This is a genomic window from Methanocalculus chunghsingensis (assembly GCF_018132105.1).
GTDB classification, from domain to species: domain Archaea; phylum Halobacteriota; class Methanomicrobia; order Methanomicrobiales; family Methanocorpusculaceae; genus Methanocalculus; species Methanocalculus chunghsingensis.
The window spans coordinates 1-16,973 of sequence record NZ_JWHL01000019.1; the positions used below are offsets into that span (position 1 = coordinate 1).

Here is a 16,973-nt window from a genome sequence, read left to right on the forward strand (position 1 = left end):
CTGAAAGGGTTGTATAACAGAGGTTTTATGTTGTTGAAATGAGCATTTTTATTCCGCCATAATTGGGCACTTTGATCCCGCCATTTACAATCAGGACTGTTGCCTCCCATAACGGTGCAATGGCTGTTGTAACAGGGGAAGCGAAGACAGTTCTCCCTCTCCCCTATGGCGGTATCATGTCAGATGCCCCCTATCCTGAGGTGAACGACAGGCTCAGGCAAATAGAGAGAGAGGCTGCATCACTTGGTGCTATTGAAGATCCGTTCATGTACCTATCATTCCTCGCGTTGACGGTCATTCCAGAGCTCCGACTGACAGAGCGAGGGCTTTTTGACCAGAGGATCTTTTCAGATATTGACCTCTTCCTGATCGACTGATGTTCCCCGCATCAAACACAACACTTATTTCTCAGTATGGATGAACAGTTCCAGAAAGAGGATTGAAAATGGTACAGATTGATCAGAAACTAAAAGATGCAATTGCAGAGGTGAAGATCCTCCCTCTCGCAACAGCATCCAAAAACGGAATTCCAAATGTCGTCCCAATGGGAAGCATCTGGGTCATCGATGAGGAGACCATCTGGATTGCAGATAATTTTATGAAGAAGACACTTGAGAATGTCCTTGAGAACCCGCATGCAGCGCTTTATGTCTGGAGCCAGGGTGTCGGAGGCTGCATCCAGCTGAAGTGTGACGTTACCGTTGAACAGAGCGGTGAGAATGTCGAGAAGATGCGGGGGATACTCCATGAGACGAAACCAAATCTCTCAGGTAAGTCACTCCTTATATTGAAAGTAAAAGAGATATATGAGTGTGCCCCGGGTCCGAAGGCAGGGGAACTCCTCGATTAACCTTTTTTCTATTTCTTCAGCATCCTGGCCTGAAGACCAAAGAATACCGAGTATCCAATAGCATGACACTGATCAAGGGTTGTACTGTCAAAGGATACGAGATCATCTGAATAGATGGCATCAGGTGACGAGCGTCCGCGAATATGAACTGCCCCTTTGAAGAGTCGTAGATCAACCGATCCATTCACACGCCTCTGGGTTGTGTCGATGAAAGCATTTAACGCATGGTACAGAGGCTCATGGACAAGACCCATATAGGCAAGTTCCGACCATTTGTCATCGACTCCATGCTTGAATGCCAGTTCCTGTCGGGTAAGGACAAGCCGTTCAAGATCCTTATGAGCAGTGAGGATCACCGTCGCGGCAGGATGTTCGTAGTTCTCCCTTGCCTTCAGCCCGAGGATACGATCCTCTACCATATCATTCCTTCCTATGCCATGCCGCCCTGCGATCTCATTCAAGCGAATGATGAGAGAGACGCCATCCATCTCTTCACCGTTTAAGGCGACAGGAACCCCTTCTTTGAATTCGATTGTGATATGTTCCGGGGTATCAGGTGCATCCTGTGGTGATATCGTCCAGTGGAAGATCTCATCAGGCGGATGATAAGCCGGATCCTCAAGCTTTCCACCCTCAATACTCCGGCTCCAGATATTCTCGTCGACACTCCATGGCTTATCCTTCACGACAGGAACCGGTATGTTGTGCTTCTCAGCATACTCGATCTCCCACTCCCGGGTGAGGTTCATCTCACGCATCGGCGCGATGATCTCATATCCATGCATTCTGAAGATGAAGTCGAACCTGAGCTGATCGTTTCCCTTTCCTGTACATCCGTGAGCGATGGCGATGGCGCCTTCCTTCTTCGCAATCGCAACAGTCTCTTCAGCAATCAGAGGGCGTGCGAGTGCAGTTCCCATCGGATACCCCTCATAGGCCCCGTTTGCCTTAATGGCAGGGAAGATGTGGTTTGCTACAAATTTTTCAGTTGCATCGATTGTATAATGCGTATCAGCGATGAGCCTACCTTTCTCTGTTGCCATCGTGACTTCTTCTTGTGGCTGCCCCACATCGACGGCGACGGTGACGACGCGATCAAACCCATATCGCTCCTTTAAAAGTGGAACACAGATGGAGGTATCCAAGCCTCCCGAAAACGAAAGTACAACAGTCTTCTCTGACATGATAAACACCGATCTTTTGAGTACTATGATCTCTCAAGAGCAATGAGCTTATTGAAAGATAGAGAGATCGAAGGCCAGTGCTCTACGAACCAAAAGGATATCATGATGTCCTGTTATATATATAATAGCCATGGTGATTCCTGTGCATAAAGGTGTTATTCCAATCTTTCTCATGATCGTAGCTGCGGTTCTTGTTTCAGGATGTATATTCAGTTCCAGTCAGCTGGATAAAATACCACCCCACATCATCGCTGCGACAGAAGCACTCTCGGACCTGGATCTCATTGAAGGAAATATCAACACATTTTCACTTGATGATGAGATCTACCTTATCAACCAGTTATTATCAGATAATGAGGGATATCAGGATGATGAAGAGCAATTATCTTCACAATATCATGCATATCGGACATGGAACGATGCTTTTGAATTGATGAGTCAGATACTCAGGGATGACTACATGATCTACCAATCCCATCTACGCCAGGCCGAAAGATTATATGAGGATTTTAATTATGTCGGCTGGAGAGAGGAGATCATACGTGCAAAAAGCCAGGCTGCCCGGATGGCAGAGAAATCGAGAGAAGCCGCGTATATGATGGATACAATTCCCACCGAAGATATTCCGGCAGACCTGCAACAGAGCCTCAGACAGTCGCGATATGCAATGATGGAGATCGCTCGTCAGAGTACGTCTCTTGAGAATACCCTTCAACAGATGCTATGAAACAAATGAGGAGAACGATGTCAATAGCACGATCAATTGGTACAGTGTGGATATTCAACGTGATATCTCTCGTCATGATTCTCCTCCTTCTCACTACAGTCACAGGATGTCTCGAATCTGAACAGGGGCAGACTCCCTTTATGGATGAAGAGATAATCCCCCTTCCTTCATATACAGAAACATCAGGTGTTTCTTCTTCATCGCAAGTGACATGGCTCGTCTCCCAGCTACCTGATGAAAAAGGTGTCCCCCTGAATCCTGAAAGACCGATAACCCATAAAACATCAAATACTGCAGAAGCATACCGTTGGTTCTATAACGGGGCATACTACTCATGGACGATCTATATTCCAGCCGATAAATACAATTACTTTGCTACTCTTCCAAGGGATAAGCCGCACCCGGTCGATTATGTGATGTCGGATCGCGGGCGTGGAGAGCTTCAGGGCGTGGTTTCTGAACTCATCTCACTCTCCACCAATCAAGGCTTCAACGAGATCCAAAGGAGGGACTTTATTATCGCCTTCGTCCAGTCTCTCCCACATAACCGAGGGGGTTCTGTTCATGATTATGATGGTTATCCAAAATATCCGATCCAGACGATCTATGATGGTGGTGGAGACAGCCAGGATACTTCGATCCTGCTCGCTTCAATTCTGAGGCTCCTTGGTCACCCGGCTGTCCTCATTGAGACGCCGGATCATTATATGGTCGGCCTTATTGAGCCTGAAGCTGATCGCGAGAAGAGAAAACAGATTATCCAATCAGAGGGATATACGATCATCGAGTCAAATCACCCGGGATTTTCCATCGGGAATCTACCGGTCCAGTACCATCGTGCATTAAAGAATCCCGTAATTCATATCCCTTCCAGAAACCCGGATGTGAATCTCCAGTTCCAGGCACGTCTTATCTATACAGATCAGGCATATGCCTACTATCAGGTGTACAGTACTATTACAAGTACAGGAACCGGACCCGCAAGTGATTTGAGAGTGATTATGACAGGCCAGCCAGTTGAAGGGTTATCCTGGAGATATGATGAGGTCAGGACCGTCTCGACCATTCCGGAAGGGGAGGTACGACTCATTGAGGGGACGGTCAGAATACCACGTAATGCAGAGGCTGAAATTATATGCACGATAAGCGGACCAGGTATGGCTGAAAAGAAATATCGTAGTCAGGTTTTTTATACCTGATTTATTTGAGATAGAACCCGAGTGGTTCTATCGTTGTTTCATTCTTTTTATACGCCTCAATTGCCATGGCGGCGGCATTTGCAGCAGATATTGTAGTTATATAGGGGATGCCGTAATCCACTGCAATACGCATTATCTGGTAGTGATCATGCCGGGAATTCTTTCCTGAAGGAGTATTGATGATCAGCTGGATTTCACCCTTTCGCATCATATCGATGACATTTGGGGACCCCTCCTGGACTTTACGAACGAGATGAACTTTCACTCCGGCCTGTGTGAGATGTTGAACTGTGCCTGTTGTTCCATACAACTCAAGTCCAAGCTCATGCAGTTTCCGTGCAATCGGAACGCTAACCTCTTTCTGATCATCGTTCACAGAGATGAAGACACGACCCTGAAGAGGGAGGGTGTTATCAGCAGCAAGGCTTGCTTTGAAGAATGCCCGACCGAAGTCATAGTCAATCCCCATCACTTCACCAGTGCTCTTCATCTCAGGACCAAGGATGGCATCGACGCCCGGGAGTTTATTGAAGGGGAGAAGAACCTCTTTTACGGCCACATGCTTAATCTCGCGTTCGACATACCCGATCTCTTTGATTGACTCCCCAAGCATGATCCGGGCTGCAATCTTTGCTAGCGGGATACCGGTTGCTTTTGATACAAATGGCACAGTCCGGCTTGCACGCGGATTTGCCTCAAGTACATATACGGTCCCATCCTGGATCGCATACTGAATATTGATCATCCCAACGACGCCGAGACCGACAGCAAGCCGCCGTGTATACTCACGAACAGTCTGGATCGTTTCATCATCAAGTGACTGGGTAGGGATGACACAGGCCGAATCCCCGGAATGAACGCCGGCCTCTTCGATATGCTCCATAATTCCACCGATGAGGACATCATTTCCATCACAGACGGCATCGACATCCAGCTCAATGGCATTATGGAGGAACCGGTCAATGAGTACCGGATGCTTCCTGCTGACACGAACAGCCTCGGTAATATAGGTCTTCAGTTCGATCTCATCATGGATCAGCTCCATTGCCCTCCCGCCAAGGACATATGATGGACGGACAAGGACGGGGTATCCAATGCTTGTTGCGATCTCTACAGCTTCCTCTTCAGAGTATGCAGAGCCGTTAGCCGGACTTGGAATCCCGAGTTCATCGAGGAGCAGGCTGAACCTGTCACGATCCTCGGCAACATCCATTGCATCCGGGGAGGTTCCGAGGATTTTTGCAGATAGGCCGAGACGCTGAATATCATCGTGGATCGGGATGGTCAGATTGACAGAGTTCTGTCCTCCAAACTGGACCATTACGCCATAATAAACATCTTTTTTGAGGATATTCATGATATCCTCAAGCTGCATCGGCTCAAAGAAGAGGCGGTCTGAGGTGTCAAAATCGGTTGACACTGTCTCGGGATTATTATTGACCACATGAACCGATACACCCCGCTCTCTGAGAGCCTGGATAGCATGAACTGTACAGTAATCAAACTCGATCCCCTGACCGATACGGATCGGGCCTGAACCCAGGATGAGCACCTTCTTTTGGGCATCACTGACAACTTCACACTCATCTTCCCAGGTTGAATAATAGTATGGGGTGCTCGCCGGGAATTCGGCAGCACATGTATCAACCATTTTATATGTTGGTTCACCGACGATGCCTTCAATGACAGAGATAGACTTTCCTGTCAGCCCGGCGATCTCAGTATTGGAGAAGCCATACACTTTTGCGGATCGAATTTCTTCATCGGAAGAAGAGGGGGAGAGGCTGGATTCGATCTCGACAATATGGCGAATCTTCTCAAGGAAGAATGGCTCGATGGCAGTAAGCTCATGTATCTCTTCAAGCGAAAAGCCAATCTTAAACGCATCAAAGAGTGTTGTGAACCGCTCATCGGTCGGCCTGGAGAGGATCATCCGGATTTCATCCGGATTCTGGTGAGTTGTCACATCGGTATCGATCGAGCGGAGTGCTTTTTTAAATCCCTCTTCGACATTTCTTCCGATGGCCATTATCTCACCAGTACTCTTCATCGCAGTGGTAAGAGAGCGATCTGCGGTCTTGAACTTATCAAAGGGCCATCGAGGCACCTTTACGACAACATAGTCTATGGCTGGTTCAAATGATGCAGGTGTGCACCCGGTGACAGTGTTTATGATCTCATCGAGCCGCATACCAATGGCGATCTTTGCACTTACCCTGGCAATCGGGTACCCGGTTGCCTTGGATGCGAGTGCAGATGAGCGTGAAACACGGGGATTGACCTCGATAATCCGATAATCTCCATCTTTGAAGGCAAACTGAACATTGCAGCCACCCTGAACACCGAGAGCCCTGATGATCTTGATTGATGCGGTTCTGAGCATCTGGAACTGGTCGTCCCGGAGTGTGAGAATCGGCGCAACAACGACACTCTCACCTGTATGGACACCCATTGGATCGACATTCTCCATCCCACAGACAATGATACAGGTATCCTCTGCATCCCGCATCACCTCAAACTCGACTTCATTCCAACCTTTGACGCTCTCTTCGACGAGAACCTGACGAATCCTTGATTTAGAAAGGCCCATCTCAACGATTCTCCGGAGCTCGACTTCGGTGGTCGCAACACCGCCGCCGGATCCTCCGAGTGTATACGCAGGCCGGATAATGGCAGGAAGCCCGACTTCTTTGAGGGCTTCATCGACCTGATCGAGGTTGGTGACGATCATCGACTTTGGAACCGGCTCTCCGATGCGCCTCATCAGGTCGCGGAACTTCTCACGATCCTCACCAAGATAGATTGCTTCAAGAGGGGTTCCAAGGATCTCGACATTCTCAAGGGCTCCGATCTCTGCAAGTTCTGCAGTGAGGTTCAATCCGGTCTGTCCGCCAAGACCACTCAGAATGCCATCTGGGCGTTCCTTTTTGATGATCTCTGCGATGATGTCAGCCTTCAGCGGCTCTACATAGACCACATCGGCGGTCTCCGGATCTGTCTGAATTGTTGCTGGATTTGAGTTGACGAGGACGACAGAAATCCCCTCTTCCCGGAGGGCACGGCAGGCCTGTGTTCCTGAGAAGTCAAACTCCGCTGCCTGTCCGATCTGTATCGGCCCTGATCCGATGAGGATTACTTTTTTGATATGCGGTAATTTAGGCATCCGGGATACTCCTGTAAATCTTGTCAAATATTGATTTTTCCAGATCCTGCGGTCCGCCATGAGCCTCCGGATGGAACTGGACACAGAAGATGTTCTGGTAGGGGTCGGCAAATCCCTCAAGGGTGTTGTCATTGACGTTCCGATATGTTACGACACAGCCCTCAGGCAGACTCTCGCCATCGACGACATATCCATGGTTCTGTGTGGTGATGGAGATTGGCCCCTCCGGACCACGTACAGGCTGATTTGAGCCGCGATGCCCGAATTTCAGCTTATATGTTTCACCACCAAGAGCAAGTGCGAGGATCTGGTTGCCCATACAGATGCCATAGATCGGTATCTCTCCCAGGTAAGAACGAACGGTCTTGATGGCTGCAGTTGCTCTCTTCGGATCCCCGGGTCCGTTACTGATGAAGAGGGCCTGAGGCCTGCAGGCATCAATCTCTTCTTTTGTAGCAGAATAGGGGAAGATATACACATCCGCATCCCGCCTCCTGAGGCTGACAACGATATTCTTCTTGACGCCGAGATCAAGGATCGCGATTCTTTTTCCTCGTCCCGGTACCCGATATGACTCTTTACATGTAACCGTCTCAATCAGATCCAAGGCAGAGATGTCCGGCATCCCTCGCGCCATTTGAACTGCCTGCTCGCCATCATCATCGCCGACGATGAGAGCTGATTTCAGGGTGCCATGGAGCCGGGTTTTGATTGTCAGCATCCGAGTATCGATCCCTGAAATTCCATGTAAACCATGCTCTTCGAAGAAAGAAGTTAATGATGGGGAGTGCTTTGGGGATGTACAAACTTCACGTGTGATACATCCACGTGCATGCACAAGAGGATTTTGAAAATTGTGAAAGTCAACACCATAATTTCCGATCAGCGGATAAGTGAACATCAGGAGCTGTCCGGCATAACTTGGATCCGTCAGCGCCTCCATATATCCTGTCATCTGAGTGGTGAAGACAAGTTCTCCGGTGCTTGTACCTTCAGCACCAAAACCTTCCCCTACAAAAAAGTTTCCGTCTTCAAGCCCTAAAACCGCCTTCATGAATGACCATATTCATTCTGTTATTATATGATATAACAATGGTTGCAGGATCAATGCCATATACTCATGAGTGATGAAGGAGAGTGAGATCTGTCCTCATAATATTGGATTATATAAGAAAAAAAAAGGAATTTGCCCTTTTTTTCTATGCGCGATGAAAGAAAGGTTATCGCGAGAGGATCGCCATGATGATCTTTCCGTAGGCAGGGCGTGTTATCACGACACCAATGAGAACACCGAGGATGGTGATGATCGCAAAGCCACGGAGTGATGAAAGGTCCATAAGGGCAAGAGGGAGCATCGCAATGATCATCGTTATGGCTGCGACGATGATGATCCCAAGTGCCCGCGATAACCGCTTGAGATAGACGTTTGGAGAAGGGACCTTCCCTTCATGCAGCACCTCATCGGTGATGACGACGAGCTGATCGATACTCGTTCCAAGGACAGCGATAAGTCCGGCGATGGCGGCAAGATCAAGCTGTGTAAAGTACCGTGCAATCCCAAGCAGGATGATGATCTCTGCGGTGTTGATTGCAAGCATTGGGATGACGATGGTAGGCTCACGATACCGATAGTAGACGACCAGTCCGACAGTAAGGAGTGCGACGAATCCGGCGATGATACTCATCATCTTAAAGTGCTCACCGAGTGCGGCAGATACCGAACCAGAACCGGCTATCTGAACATCGACGGGAAGTGCGCCGGCTCTGAGATGGATCTCAAGGATGTTAGCACGGTTCTGTCCGAATTCTCCGGCTCCGGTGGATGCAAAGAGGTTCCTAACATCCTCGACCTTGAGTCGCGCTGCAAGATCGGGAGAAAGCGGGGCACTATAGACCATCTCTCCATCAAGAAGCATCATCAGTTCATGGGCAGCAGGATTGTCTGTTGCTCCTGTCCGGATAGCACTCTCACGGAATGCCTGCGCCCCTTCAGGGCTGATGGTAAATGATACTCCCCACTGGTTGCTCCCAGGAGGCTGTTGTGTTGGAAGGCCGACACTTGTGATGCTGTCCCCATACAGGACATGTTCGGTCTCTTCTCCAACAGTCTGGATACGGATGTCGAAGCGGCCCTGCTGACCGACGATCTCCTGGGCGGTGACCATGTCAACACCGGCCAGTTCGACCCTGATGTACCGTGAAGCACCGCCGAATGTGGTGAGGATATTGACCTTTGCATCCCGTGTGCCAAGCCTGTTGATCTTCTCTTCGAGAATCCGCTTGACGGTATTGGCGGTCTCTTCAGAGACACCTATCTCGTACTGGGTAATTGTTGCTCCAAGTGAAGCAAAAACCGGCTCGAGTTCATCCCTGGTGAATGGCTTTCGAATCTCAACGACATCCGGCTCGACAAGATGTACCTCAGCATCCAGCTCCCGTGTCAGCCCTTCAACGAGAAGTTCAGGGTTCTCTCTCGTCTCAAAAGTCACCAGCTCTGCCTGATACTCAAGCTGAATCCACGAGCCTCCTTCGAGATCCAGGCCAAGCTGAACATTCCCCTGTAATCCTTTGTCAAAGGCGGGTGGAATAAGGTAGATCGAAGCCAGTGCAAGGACAATGGCAACGACCATCACGACCACACGCCAATCCTGCATGACCCTCTTCATATCATCTTTTTTCATCGTGGCAACACCCCCTTTGCCCGCCCGCTCTGAACATACCATTTCAGGAGGCCTGCATTAAACATCCAGGTGATGATGAGATCGACGAGAAGACCTATGAGAAGGACCGTTGCAATCTGCATGATAATCTCGATCTGGCCAATCCAGGAGACGACAAGAAGGGCAGTGACTGCCGAGAGCGTTGTCGTCGTCATAATAAATCCTGTTCTGAATGCATTCTTCAGTTTCTCTTCAAGTTTTCCCTGCCGTTTCAGAACTCTGGTCGTCAGGAGAATGTCACTGTCCACAGAATACCCAATCAGCATCAGGAGCGCGGCTGTTGTTCCGAGTGAGAGCGGAAGGCCGATGATATTCATGATGGCTGCAGTCACCAGGATATCAGCCAGCCCTGCAAAAACAACCGCAACTGATGGTATCACTGATCGGAAAGCAATAAAGACGACGAACGACATCCCGATGAAAGAGAAGAGAAGGGCGATCAATGCCTGCTGCTGAAGCGTCTGGCCGAAGGATTCACCGATCTGATCAACCTTGGCATCAGGGTATCGTGCTCCGATATCACGGGAGAGAGACCGGAACTGTTCATCATCCATCGGGCCAAACCTGATATAGTTTCCCCGGTTCAGTCCTTCACCAATACTGATCAGCGGATATGCTGCAAAATACGCTTCAATCTCATCTGTTGAGTCATCGGTCAGAACCGTCACTGCGGTTCCCCCGGCAAAATCGATACCGAGGTTCACAGGAACCCCGGTTATCATATAGTTCCCGCCTATGACAAGCAGCGCGATGGCGAATATGGCAAGCGGTATCGCCATCATCTGGCTGGAAGGGTATTTATTTACTAGATCGTACAGGTCAAACCCCATAGTGTCTGTATGATATGATCCGATCGCATAAAATAATGGCTATACAGCACCCCAGGGGGACTCCATTGTCATTGGGGACGGTCATTTATATCTCTATCACCCGGCCGTTCGAGAATAACCTGAATTATCTAAGCGATTTTTTTTATTTCAGGACTTTCGCATAGATTTTACTGGAATCCGGTATGATGTGATTGAATATCCCACGGAGAAAGCAGGGTATAATGAAGAATAAAAGAAAGGAGATAAGGGAGATACTTATCACCATTTAGTGTTCGACCACTATTTCGGCTCTGGGTATGCGATGATCATGATTACGGATATGCATACCAGCTCGCATTAGTCGACTATCTCCATGCGAACTGCCACCCAAGATCTATGGCATAATCAAAGACTTCTGTGTAATATCCCTCCCACTCCATCACGGCGTGGGCGGCGATGACAATTGAGTCATTGAGTTCAGAGATATCAACAACAATTTCACCGGATGAAGCTGTAGCAGGATTAAAGGAATCCTTGTTCATGAACTGCCCGGGAATTGGATTGCCGGGAACGGCGTTTCGGCCACGTCCGGGCGTTCTTGGGATGTCATCTGCTGTATTCGCTACATGGAGATGATACTCCTTCAGCCCGGTCCACTTCACAGTATAGTCCCCTATGGTATCCGGATCTTCATTGGTTCCAAGGGCTTGATAGGTCACATAGAGTTTTCCATTGTCATCATAGACATTCAGGTATCCGGCAAGATGGGTCTGCCCGGCAAAGAGCGGGTACTCTTGAGGCCCTTCACCGACATCATAGGTGACATAGGTAGCCCAGTTGCCTCGATCGACAAACCGATATTCACCGGGATCTTCCTGGGCTGCCCATGCAGTCTCATCGCCTCTGAAGAGTTTGGGCCTATTCTGTAAGGAGATAAACTTTGGACAGCCATTTCCACATGGACAGTACCATGGAATGGTTACTTCATTCGCACCTTCCGCACCGGTGAGTAGTGTCCAGTATTTCTGGCCCTCCTCGGTTACACGGTAGTGTCCTTCAGGGAGATCGTCAAACCGGTAGTAGCCTTTATCATTCGTTATTTGAGAATAACCGGAGTCAACAAACATGTTGGCATCATCATCCCAAACCTCCAGCACAATTGTAAAGCCCGGAAGACCAACACCGCTCGAACCCCAGCCTGTACAGTGGAGATTCTTTAATCCGACAATACTGTAAGACACTTTCTCTTCTGCCGCCACCGGCACGGCCAACACCATGAGAGCCAGCAAAACCCCCATAAACACATACTCTCGTTTCATTTTTTACAACCTCTTTTGATTCAAACTAATATATTTATAAGATTAAATAATTTTTCTTTCGCTATGTTGAATGAAAGAAATTATGTAATATCTCTATTGAAAACGAGTTCATCTATTGATGGAAAGGGAGGATACGATTAAAAACAGAGTGTAATTGGAACGATAAACCCTGAAAAATCGCTTTCGAACTATTTTTTATAAAAAGAAGAGGTGTTAACCCCGATTACGTCCCGGCCGGGACTTGAACCCGGGTCAAAAGCTCCGGAGGCTTCTAGGATATCCGCTACCCTACCGAGACACTATGATACGCCGGGAATACCGGTTTATCGCCTACTTAGTTTAATGTAAAAACAGATAAGGATATCGTTATCTGTGATACTGGTGCCAGATCCGGCAGGCACCTTCATGAGAGACCATACATGGCCCGACCGGGGATCGCGGGGTGCAGGCTGTTCCATACAATGGACAGTCGGTCGGCTCGGCGAGGCCTCGGAGGAGACGATCGCAGATGCAGGGGGAGCGATCTTCAATATGCGGGATCGTCATCTCGTACCGCTTCAGCGCATCATATCCCTCAAATCCGGGCTTTAATGCCAGACCAGAGCCGGGAATGACAGGGAAGCCTCTCCATTCAATGTCTGAGGGAGAGAAGACCTCGTACATCAGTTCTTTTGCCTTTCGGTTCCCTTCCCGTGTCACTGCACGTGGATAGGCATTCTCGACCTTCGCTTCGCCTGCGTTAATCTGGGCAACGAGCATGTAGAGGCCAAGAAGGAGATCTTCTGCTTCAAAGCCTGCAACGACCTGAGGGACCGGAAACTGTTCGTACTCTTCATATCCCATGACGGCGCAGACATGGCCGGGGAGAATAAAGCCATGGAGGTCAGCTTCTCCCTGATCTAGGAGCCATTGCATCGCAGGGGGAACGAGCCGGTGGCAGCAGAGGATGCTGAAATTCTCCGGCGGTTCCTGAAGGAGTGTGGCAGCCACAGTCGGAACCGTCGTCTCAAATCCGACTGAGATGAAGACGACATCCTTATCGGTGGTCTTTGCGATCTCAACGGCCTTATGAATCCCCTGGACAATCCTGATATCGCCATCAGCAGATTCAAGTGATCCTTTGGATCCCGGAACCCTGAGGAGATCACCATATGTTGTGATGATACAGCCTTCTGCAGCAAGATCAATAGCGACATCAATCTCACCCTGTGGGGTGATGCAGACAGGGCACCCAGGTCCCATCACAACATTCAGTTGCGGAGGCAGGACGCTTCTGATACCATGTTTTGCAATCGACGCTTCATGTGTTCCGCAGACATGCATGATCCGAAGATCCGAGGTGACCTGGTCCTTTAGTCTGCTGATGATCTCTCTCCCAACCGCCATATGAACTCTCTCATAGTATTCTCACTGATGGACAGAAAAGGTTGTGGGAGCAGACCTGTGGCAAAAGTGGTGAACGTCTCAACTCTCAGATGACGTATGTCTCACTGAAATACTCCCTGAAGAATCGACATATCCGGTGGAGCTCTTCTTCCGGCATCCCCTGAACCCATGGTTCAGCACCCTGCCGGTGGAGGCTGTTTAGATGGATCAGATCCGGATTGATCCGGAGTGCAGCATCCCTGAGAAGATGGAGCTCTTTATTTCCCGTGTTGATCCCAGGTATGAGGAATATCTCAAGCCAGATTGTACGTGGAAATTCTCTTCTCAACTGAATAAGACCGTCTATCATCTGATCAGGAGCGATACCCGGTGCCGGGCGGTTGATTATCTCAAAGATTTCTTTCGTTACGGCATCGATGGATGGAAGGATGAGATCAGCAGCGATGATCTCCTGCCTGATCCCCGGATCCGAGAGGAGGGTGCTGTTCGTCAGGACCGCGATCTTGTACTCAGGATGATGCTCTTTGAGATAGACGATTATCTCTCCGATACCGAGGTGAAGGGTCGGCTCGCCGGTTCCGCCGAGGGTGACATAATCGAGAAGAGGATTGCCTGCGAGGAAGTGATCGAGTTCCTGAAGTACCTCACCGACCGGAACATACATTCTCCTTCTTCGGGTGATATGGCAGGTGGTGCCGCACTCGCAGTAGACACAGTCGAGGGAGCAGATGTTATCGGGTACAAGGTCAACCCCGAGGGATCTTCCGAGGCGGCGGGACTGTACCGGGCCAAAGAGATACCTGTATGTCATTTGAGAAGGTTACTTGGAGGTTGGTGTTGATACATCTATCCGGAGTCTGGACGATCCCACACTTTTATCACCGACTCTTCCGATTGAAGAGTATATGTTCTCGGTCTCGACCTACTGTCTGCACACACACCCTCTCCCCTACGCACTTGAGAGGCTCTCTGAGATCACCGATATGATCGAGCTTATGGATGACGGTCTTCATTATATCAGCTCATCCGAGATACTTGAGTCCTACTCATTTGACTACTCAATCCATGCGCCAGCCCGTGGGGTGAATATTGCGTCACTCCTTGAGCCGATACGAAGAGCGAGTGTCGAAGTGATTGATGACTGCTTCGCAATCGCCGCCGAGGTGAATGCAGATGTGATCATTCACCCCGGCTATTTTGCATGGGTGGAGGAGCGGGGGGCTGCCGAGGAGCAGTTTGCCAGATCACTAGACGAGATCACCGAGGCCGCCATCGATCGGGGTGTCACATTCTCAGTTGAGAATATGGGGAACTGGGATTACTTCTTCCTCAGGACTCCCGACGAGATCCCGCTCCTGCAGGGCGCCCCTCTCACCCTTGATGTCGGCCATGCCCATCTGAACGCCTGCCTCCCGGGTTTTCTCAAACACTCGTTTGTTCATATCCATATCCATGATAATGACGGTACAAATGATGCACATACCGCAGTCGGAACCGGAACTATCGACTTTACAGAGGTCTGCCGTGCCGTAAACAGGGAGGGGATCACACCTGTGATCGAGGTTCAGACACTCGACGGCGTACTCTCAAGCATCGAAGCGCTTCGGCCGATGCTCAGAGGGTGAATCAGGAAGAATGGCACAGAAGAGATAATGGCAGCAGGCAGAGAAGGGTTAGCCCGAGAGGACAGCCTCAAGAGCATGGCTGATGGGGAGTGCCACTGATGCGAGGAGAGGAGACGATCCGGTATGAGTTTATAAAAGGGCCCTCGAATCGTATCGCAGATGAGAGAGCATTCCGGAAAGTATTAAAGGAGAACTCGCCAACTATGTAATGCAATCTGTCAGCGGTTGCCTGATGGCCGGCCTGAGAATGGCTCGTTCATCGATGCGATGAAAAATTGCAGCAATTATGCAGACAGGACTGCCTCGGTGGCATAGCGGTATCGCGCTTCCTTGGTAAGGAAGAGGTCGCGGGTTCGATTCCCGCCCGAGGCTTGCTTTTTATCGTTCTTTTCTGAATTCGAGCTTAAATTGCTGCCTATTAATATTGTTCCATGATCGGTTTGTATTTTAAGCGCATATAGGGCCGTATCGAAGAATTGATAAGCTTTGAAGCCCGCGTTTTTCTGATATGCGTGATTGTCCGGTTCTACTGTTAGTGCGATCCTTTTTCTTATACGTTCAGGAATGGCTCAGATTTGATTTTTAGCCTTATTTGTCATCTTATTTCCCTTGTACGTACATGCAAGTACATGTACGTACACTCTATGATCAGGGATCTCTCTTAACGTGATAGCAACAAAAACCGGATCTGGGATCTTGATTAATCGGGATCGAGGTTGGATCGGGATGAAGGGATCCGAGATCCTCCTGGAGAAGTCTATGGAGAAAAGGATAGTATGATCATCAGTATGGCCTATACGTCATACTGCTATACTATACTGCTGTACTGTACTACTGTACTAGAGAGAGATATCTGGCTGGAGAATATGTGGAGAAAAAGAAAGGGAGTAAATCTCTCATTCAAATTCTGCTTCCTTAAACTTTAGCGAACTGCTATTCTCCTTCACGGTCCTCTGGAGTGTCTCAACAAACTCTGTGTCTGTTTTTGCCACTATACTGATCTCGATTTCGACAGAAACTCACGGCTCATCCCCCGCTGGAGACTACGTTCATAGTCGGGATCGTTTACCTGCTGTGCAAAGAGTAATGCCCGTGCCACTGCCAGCGGCCGCCGAGCCCACCAGAGATGCAGGGTAGATGGAAGGCCGTGCCGGATCGACATCTCTCTTACAGATGCCACATTAATATCCACCAGCGGCAGGGCCACCTGGATCAGTTTCTTAGGTACCTTTACGGGAGCGGTCATACTAGTACCCATGAAGCAGAAGAACGGGCTTCAGGGATAGGGAGACCATCCTCTTTTAAACCTTGAATATGAAACGCGATCGCCTCATGCATCTGTTCTTCCGCTTCTTCACGAGTCTTTCCAGTCGCCACACAGCCGGGAAGATCCGGAGAGTATGCAGCATAATTAGTCTCAGCCTTCTCAATGACAATTAGAAATCTGTGCATTATTTACCCTCTTTTAATCCTGCTTGTTTCCAGATGCCATTCAAACTACCGGGCGGCAGTACATCAGACGGTTTGCCGGGGATTGTTATCCTGCCAGGAATTACAGGGTGTTTGTATTGCCGGTGACTGCCACGGGTTGATACAAGATACCATCCTTGTCTTCTATCAAGTGCATAACCTCTCGTACTTTCATGCTTTTTCCCTCCGCATCCCGGCCCGCCGGATCAGGGCGGCACCTGCGATCTTTGGGGGTTCTGTGATGATATGCCGCATCGCCTGTAACTCCCTTTCACAGCTTTTTAATCAATCATTGAGATCCCGGAGGGTTTTCCTGACATTATTCCGCGGGAGCATGAGCTCTTTTCCTGCCTGCTAATCTTCTTCCAGTTTGATCTTTCGATCAGATTGGTAGTTAATCTCTTTTATGAGCCGTTCACGGACAGCGGCATGGATCTTATCTATCTCTGCCTCTCTCCGGGCTATTACCTCAAGGGTGTGTGCCGGGGGTACTGGCTGACCAGTGACGGCAATCAAGCCAT

17 protein-coding genes and 2 tRNA genes are annotated in these 16,973 nt (G+C 49.2%); 6 read left to right on the forward strand and 13 right to left on the reverse strand.

What is annotated here, in order from left to right; all coding sequences use genetic code 11:
• Nucleotides 1–71: 71 nt before the first annotated feature.
• On the forward strand, nucleotides 72–377 hold the full coding sequence (locus tag RJ53_RS09995; RefSeq protein WP_246496088.1) for an adenine deaminase C-terminal domain-containing protein: 306 nt from the start codon (nucleotides 72–74) through the stop codon (nucleotides 375–377).
• Nucleotides 378–445: 68 nt separating this feature from the next.
• Complete coding sequence (locus tag RJ53_RS10000) at nucleotides 446–850, forward strand: pyridoxamine 5'-phosphate oxidase family protein (RefSeq protein ID WP_211531486.1); 405 nt, start codon at nucleotides 446–448, stop codon at nucleotides 848–850.
• 8 nt (nucleotides 851–858) lie between these two features.
• Here RJ53_RS10000 and RJ53_RS10005 read toward each other — a convergent pair whose 3' ends face one another.
• Nucleotides 859–2,034, reverse strand: coding sequence for an argininosuccinate synthase (locus tag RJ53_RS10005; protein WP_211531487.1), 1,176 nt, complete (start codon nucleotides 2,032–2,034; stop codon nucleotides 859–861).
• Nucleotides 2,035–2,176: 142 nt separating this feature from the next.
• Here RJ53_RS10005 and RJ53_RS10010 point away from each other — a divergent pair, with 142 nt between their 5' ends.
• Both RJ53_RS10010 and RJ53_RS10015 read left to right on the forward strand, forming a co-directional pair.
• Nucleotides 2,177–2,761, forward strand: coding sequence for a hypothetical protein (locus RJ53_RS10010; protein WP_211531488.1), 585 nt, complete (start codon nucleotides 2,177–2,179; stop codon nucleotides 2,759–2,761).
• Between the two features lie 140 nt (nucleotides 2,762–2,901).
• Nucleotides 2,902–3,960: a hypothetical protein gene (locus tag RJ53_RS10015; protein ID WP_211531489.1), complete on the forward strand. Its 1,059-nt coding sequence runs from the start codon at nucleotides 2,902–2,904 to the stop codon at nucleotides 3,958–3,960.
• A gap of 1 nt (nucleotide 3,961) precedes the next feature.
• Here RJ53_RS10015 and carB read toward each other — a convergent pair whose 3' ends face one another.
• The 8 genes from carB to RJ53_RS10055 all read right to left on the reverse strand — a co-directional run bounded on the left by carB (nucleotide 3,962) and on the right by RJ53_RS10055 (nucleotide 14,168).
• Nucleotides 3,962–7,123 carry a carbamoyl-phosphate synthase large subunit gene (gene carB / locus RJ53_RS10020; protein ID WP_211531490.1) on the reverse strand — a complete coding sequence of 1,054 codons (3,162 nt, stop codon included), beginning with the start codon at nucleotides 7,121–7,123 and terminating at the stop codon, nucleotides 3,962–3,964.
• On the reverse strand, nucleotides 7,116–8,177 hold the full coding sequence (gene carA, locus RJ53_RS10025) for a glutamine-hydrolyzing carbamoyl-phosphate synthase small subunit (protein WP_211531491.1): 1,062 nt from the start codon (nucleotides 8,175–8,177) through the stop codon (nucleotides 7,116–7,118). The genes carB and carA overlap by 8 nt, the downstream gene beginning before the upstream one ends.
• A gap of 166 nt (nucleotides 8,178–8,343) precedes the next feature.
• Nucleotides 8,344–9,804 (reverse strand): preprotein translocase subunit SecD, encoded by a 1,461-nt coding sequence (locus RJ53_RS10030; RefSeq protein WP_211531492.1) that lies wholly within the window; start codon nucleotides 9,802–9,804, stop codon nucleotides 8,344–8,346.
• Entirely contained in the window at nucleotides 9,801–10,673 is an 873-nt protein-coding gene (locus RJ53_RS10035; protein ID WP_211531493.1) for a protein translocase subunit SecF, read from the reverse strand. The genes RJ53_RS10030 and RJ53_RS10035 overlap by 4 nt, the downstream gene beginning before the upstream one ends.
• A 344-nt stretch (nucleotides 10,674–11,017) precedes the next feature.
• Nucleotides 11,018–11,929, reverse strand: coding sequence for a carboxypeptidase-like regulatory domain-containing protein (locus RJ53_RS10040; protein WP_211531494.1), 912 nt, complete (start codon nucleotides 11,927–11,929; stop codon nucleotides 11,018–11,020).
• 268 nt (nucleotides 11,930–12,197) lie between these two features.
• A tRNA-Arg gene (locus RJ53_RS10045) sits at nucleotides 12,198–12,269 on the reverse strand.
• A gap of 68 nt (nucleotides 12,270–12,337) precedes the next feature.
• Nucleotides 12,338–13,357 (reverse strand): hydrogenase formation protein HypD, encoded by a 1,020-nt coding sequence (hypD, locus tag RJ53_RS10050; protein ID WP_211531495.1) that lies wholly within the window; start codon nucleotides 13,355–13,357, stop codon nucleotides 12,338–12,340.
• Nucleotides 13,358–13,442: 85 nt separating this feature from the next.
• Nucleotides 13,443–14,168: a radical SAM protein gene (locus RJ53_RS10055; RefSeq protein ID WP_211531496.1), complete on the reverse strand. Its 726-nt coding sequence runs from the start codon at nucleotides 14,166–14,168 to the stop codon at nucleotides 13,443–13,445.
• 13 nt (nucleotides 14,169–14,181) lie between these two features.
• On the opposite strand from RJ53_RS10055, the gene RJ53_RS10060 reads away from it, so the two are divergent.
• Nucleotides 14,182–14,982, forward strand: a complete 801-nt coding sequence (locus RJ53_RS10060) for a sugar phosphate isomerase/epimerase family protein (protein ID WP_343221883.1) — start codon at nucleotides 14,182–14,184, stop codon at nucleotides 14,980–14,982.
• 300 nt (nucleotides 14,983–15,282) lie between these two features.
• Nucleotides 15,283–15,354 (forward strand) — tRNA-Thr (locus RJ53_RS10065).
• Between the two features lie 619 nt (nucleotides 15,355–15,973).
• On the opposite strand, the gene RJ53_RS10070 is transcribed toward RJ53_RS10065, so the two are convergent.
• The 4 genes from RJ53_RS10070 to RJ53_RS10085 form a co-directional block, all read right to left on the reverse strand.
• Entirely contained in the window at nucleotides 15,974–16,228 is a 255-nt protein-coding gene (locus RJ53_RS10070; RefSeq protein ID WP_211531497.1) for a DUF1156 domain-containing protein, read from the reverse strand.
• Nucleotides 16,225–16,434, reverse strand: a complete 210-nt coding sequence (locus tag RJ53_RS10075; protein WP_211531498.1) for a type II toxin-antitoxin system HicB family antitoxin — start codon at nucleotides 16,432–16,434, stop codon at nucleotides 16,225–16,227. The genes RJ53_RS10070 and RJ53_RS10075 overlap by 4 nt, the downstream gene beginning before the upstream one ends.
• Nucleotides 16,434–16,535 carry a type II toxin-antitoxin system HicA family toxin gene (locus RJ53_RS11725; RefSeq protein WP_343221884.1) on the reverse strand — a complete coding sequence of 34 codons (102 nt, stop codon included), beginning with the start codon at nucleotides 16,533–16,535 and terminating at the stop codon, nucleotides 16,434–16,436. Before RJ53_RS11725 ends, RJ53_RS10075 begins: the two co-directional genes overlap by 1 nt.
• A 271-nt stretch (nucleotides 16,536–16,806) precedes the next feature.
• Nucleotides 16,807–16,968 (reverse strand): hypothetical protein, encoded by a 162-nt coding sequence (locus tag RJ53_RS10085; protein WP_211531499.1) that lies wholly within the window; start codon nucleotides 16,966–16,968, stop codon nucleotides 16,807–16,809.
• Nucleotides 16,969–16,973: the final 5 nt, after the last annotated feature.

Bases quoted from the DNA above. Each gene is read 5' to 3' on its own strand.
- RJ53_RS10000 (WP_211531486.1), top strand. From the start codon at position 446: ATGGTACAGATTGATCAGAAACTAAAAGATGCAATTGCAGAGGTGAAG.
- RJ53_RS10055 (WP_211531496.1), bottom strand. From the start codon at position 14,168: ATGACATACAGGTATCTCTTTGGCCCGGTACAGTCCCGCCGCCTCGGA.
- RJ53_RS10035 (WP_211531493.1), bottom strand. From the start codon at position 10,673: ATGGGGTTTGACCTGTACGATCTAGTAAATAAATACCCTTCCAGCCAG.
- RJ53_RS10005 (WP_211531487.1), bottom strand. From the start codon at position 2,034: ATGTCAGAGAAGACTGTTGTACTTTCGTTTTCGGGAGGCTTGGATACC.
- RJ53_RS10015 (WP_211531489.1), top strand. From the start codon at position 2,902: ATGGATGAAGAGATAATCCCCCTTCCTTCATATACAGAAACATCAGGT.
- carB (WP_211531490.1), bottom strand. From the start codon at position 7,123: ATGCCTAAATTACCGCATATCAAAAAAGTAATCCTCATCGGATCAGGG.
- hypD (WP_211531495.1), bottom strand. From the start codon at position 13,357: ATGGCGGTTGGGAGAGAGATCATCAGCAGACTAAAGGACCAGGTCACC.
- RJ53_RS10030 (WP_211531492.1), bottom strand. From the start codon at position 9,804: ATGAAAAAAGATGATATGAAGAGGGTCATGCAGGATTGGCGTGTGGTC.
- RJ53_RS10075 (WP_211531498.1), bottom strand. From the start codon at position 16,434: ATGCACAGATTTCTAATTGTCATTGAGAAGGCTGAGACTAATTATGCT.
- carA (WP_211531491.1), bottom strand. From the start codon at position 8,177: ATGAAGGCGGTTTTAGGGCTTGAAGACGGAAACTTTTTTGTAGGGGAA.
- RJ53_RS10040 (WP_211531494.1), bottom strand. From the start codon at position 11,929: ATGGTGTTGGCCGTGCCGGTGGCGGCAGAAGAGAAAGTGTCTTACAGT.
- RJ53_RS10070 (WP_211531497.1), bottom strand. From the start codon at position 16,228: ATGACCGCTCCCGTAAAGGTACCTAAGAAACTGATCCAGGTGGCCCTG.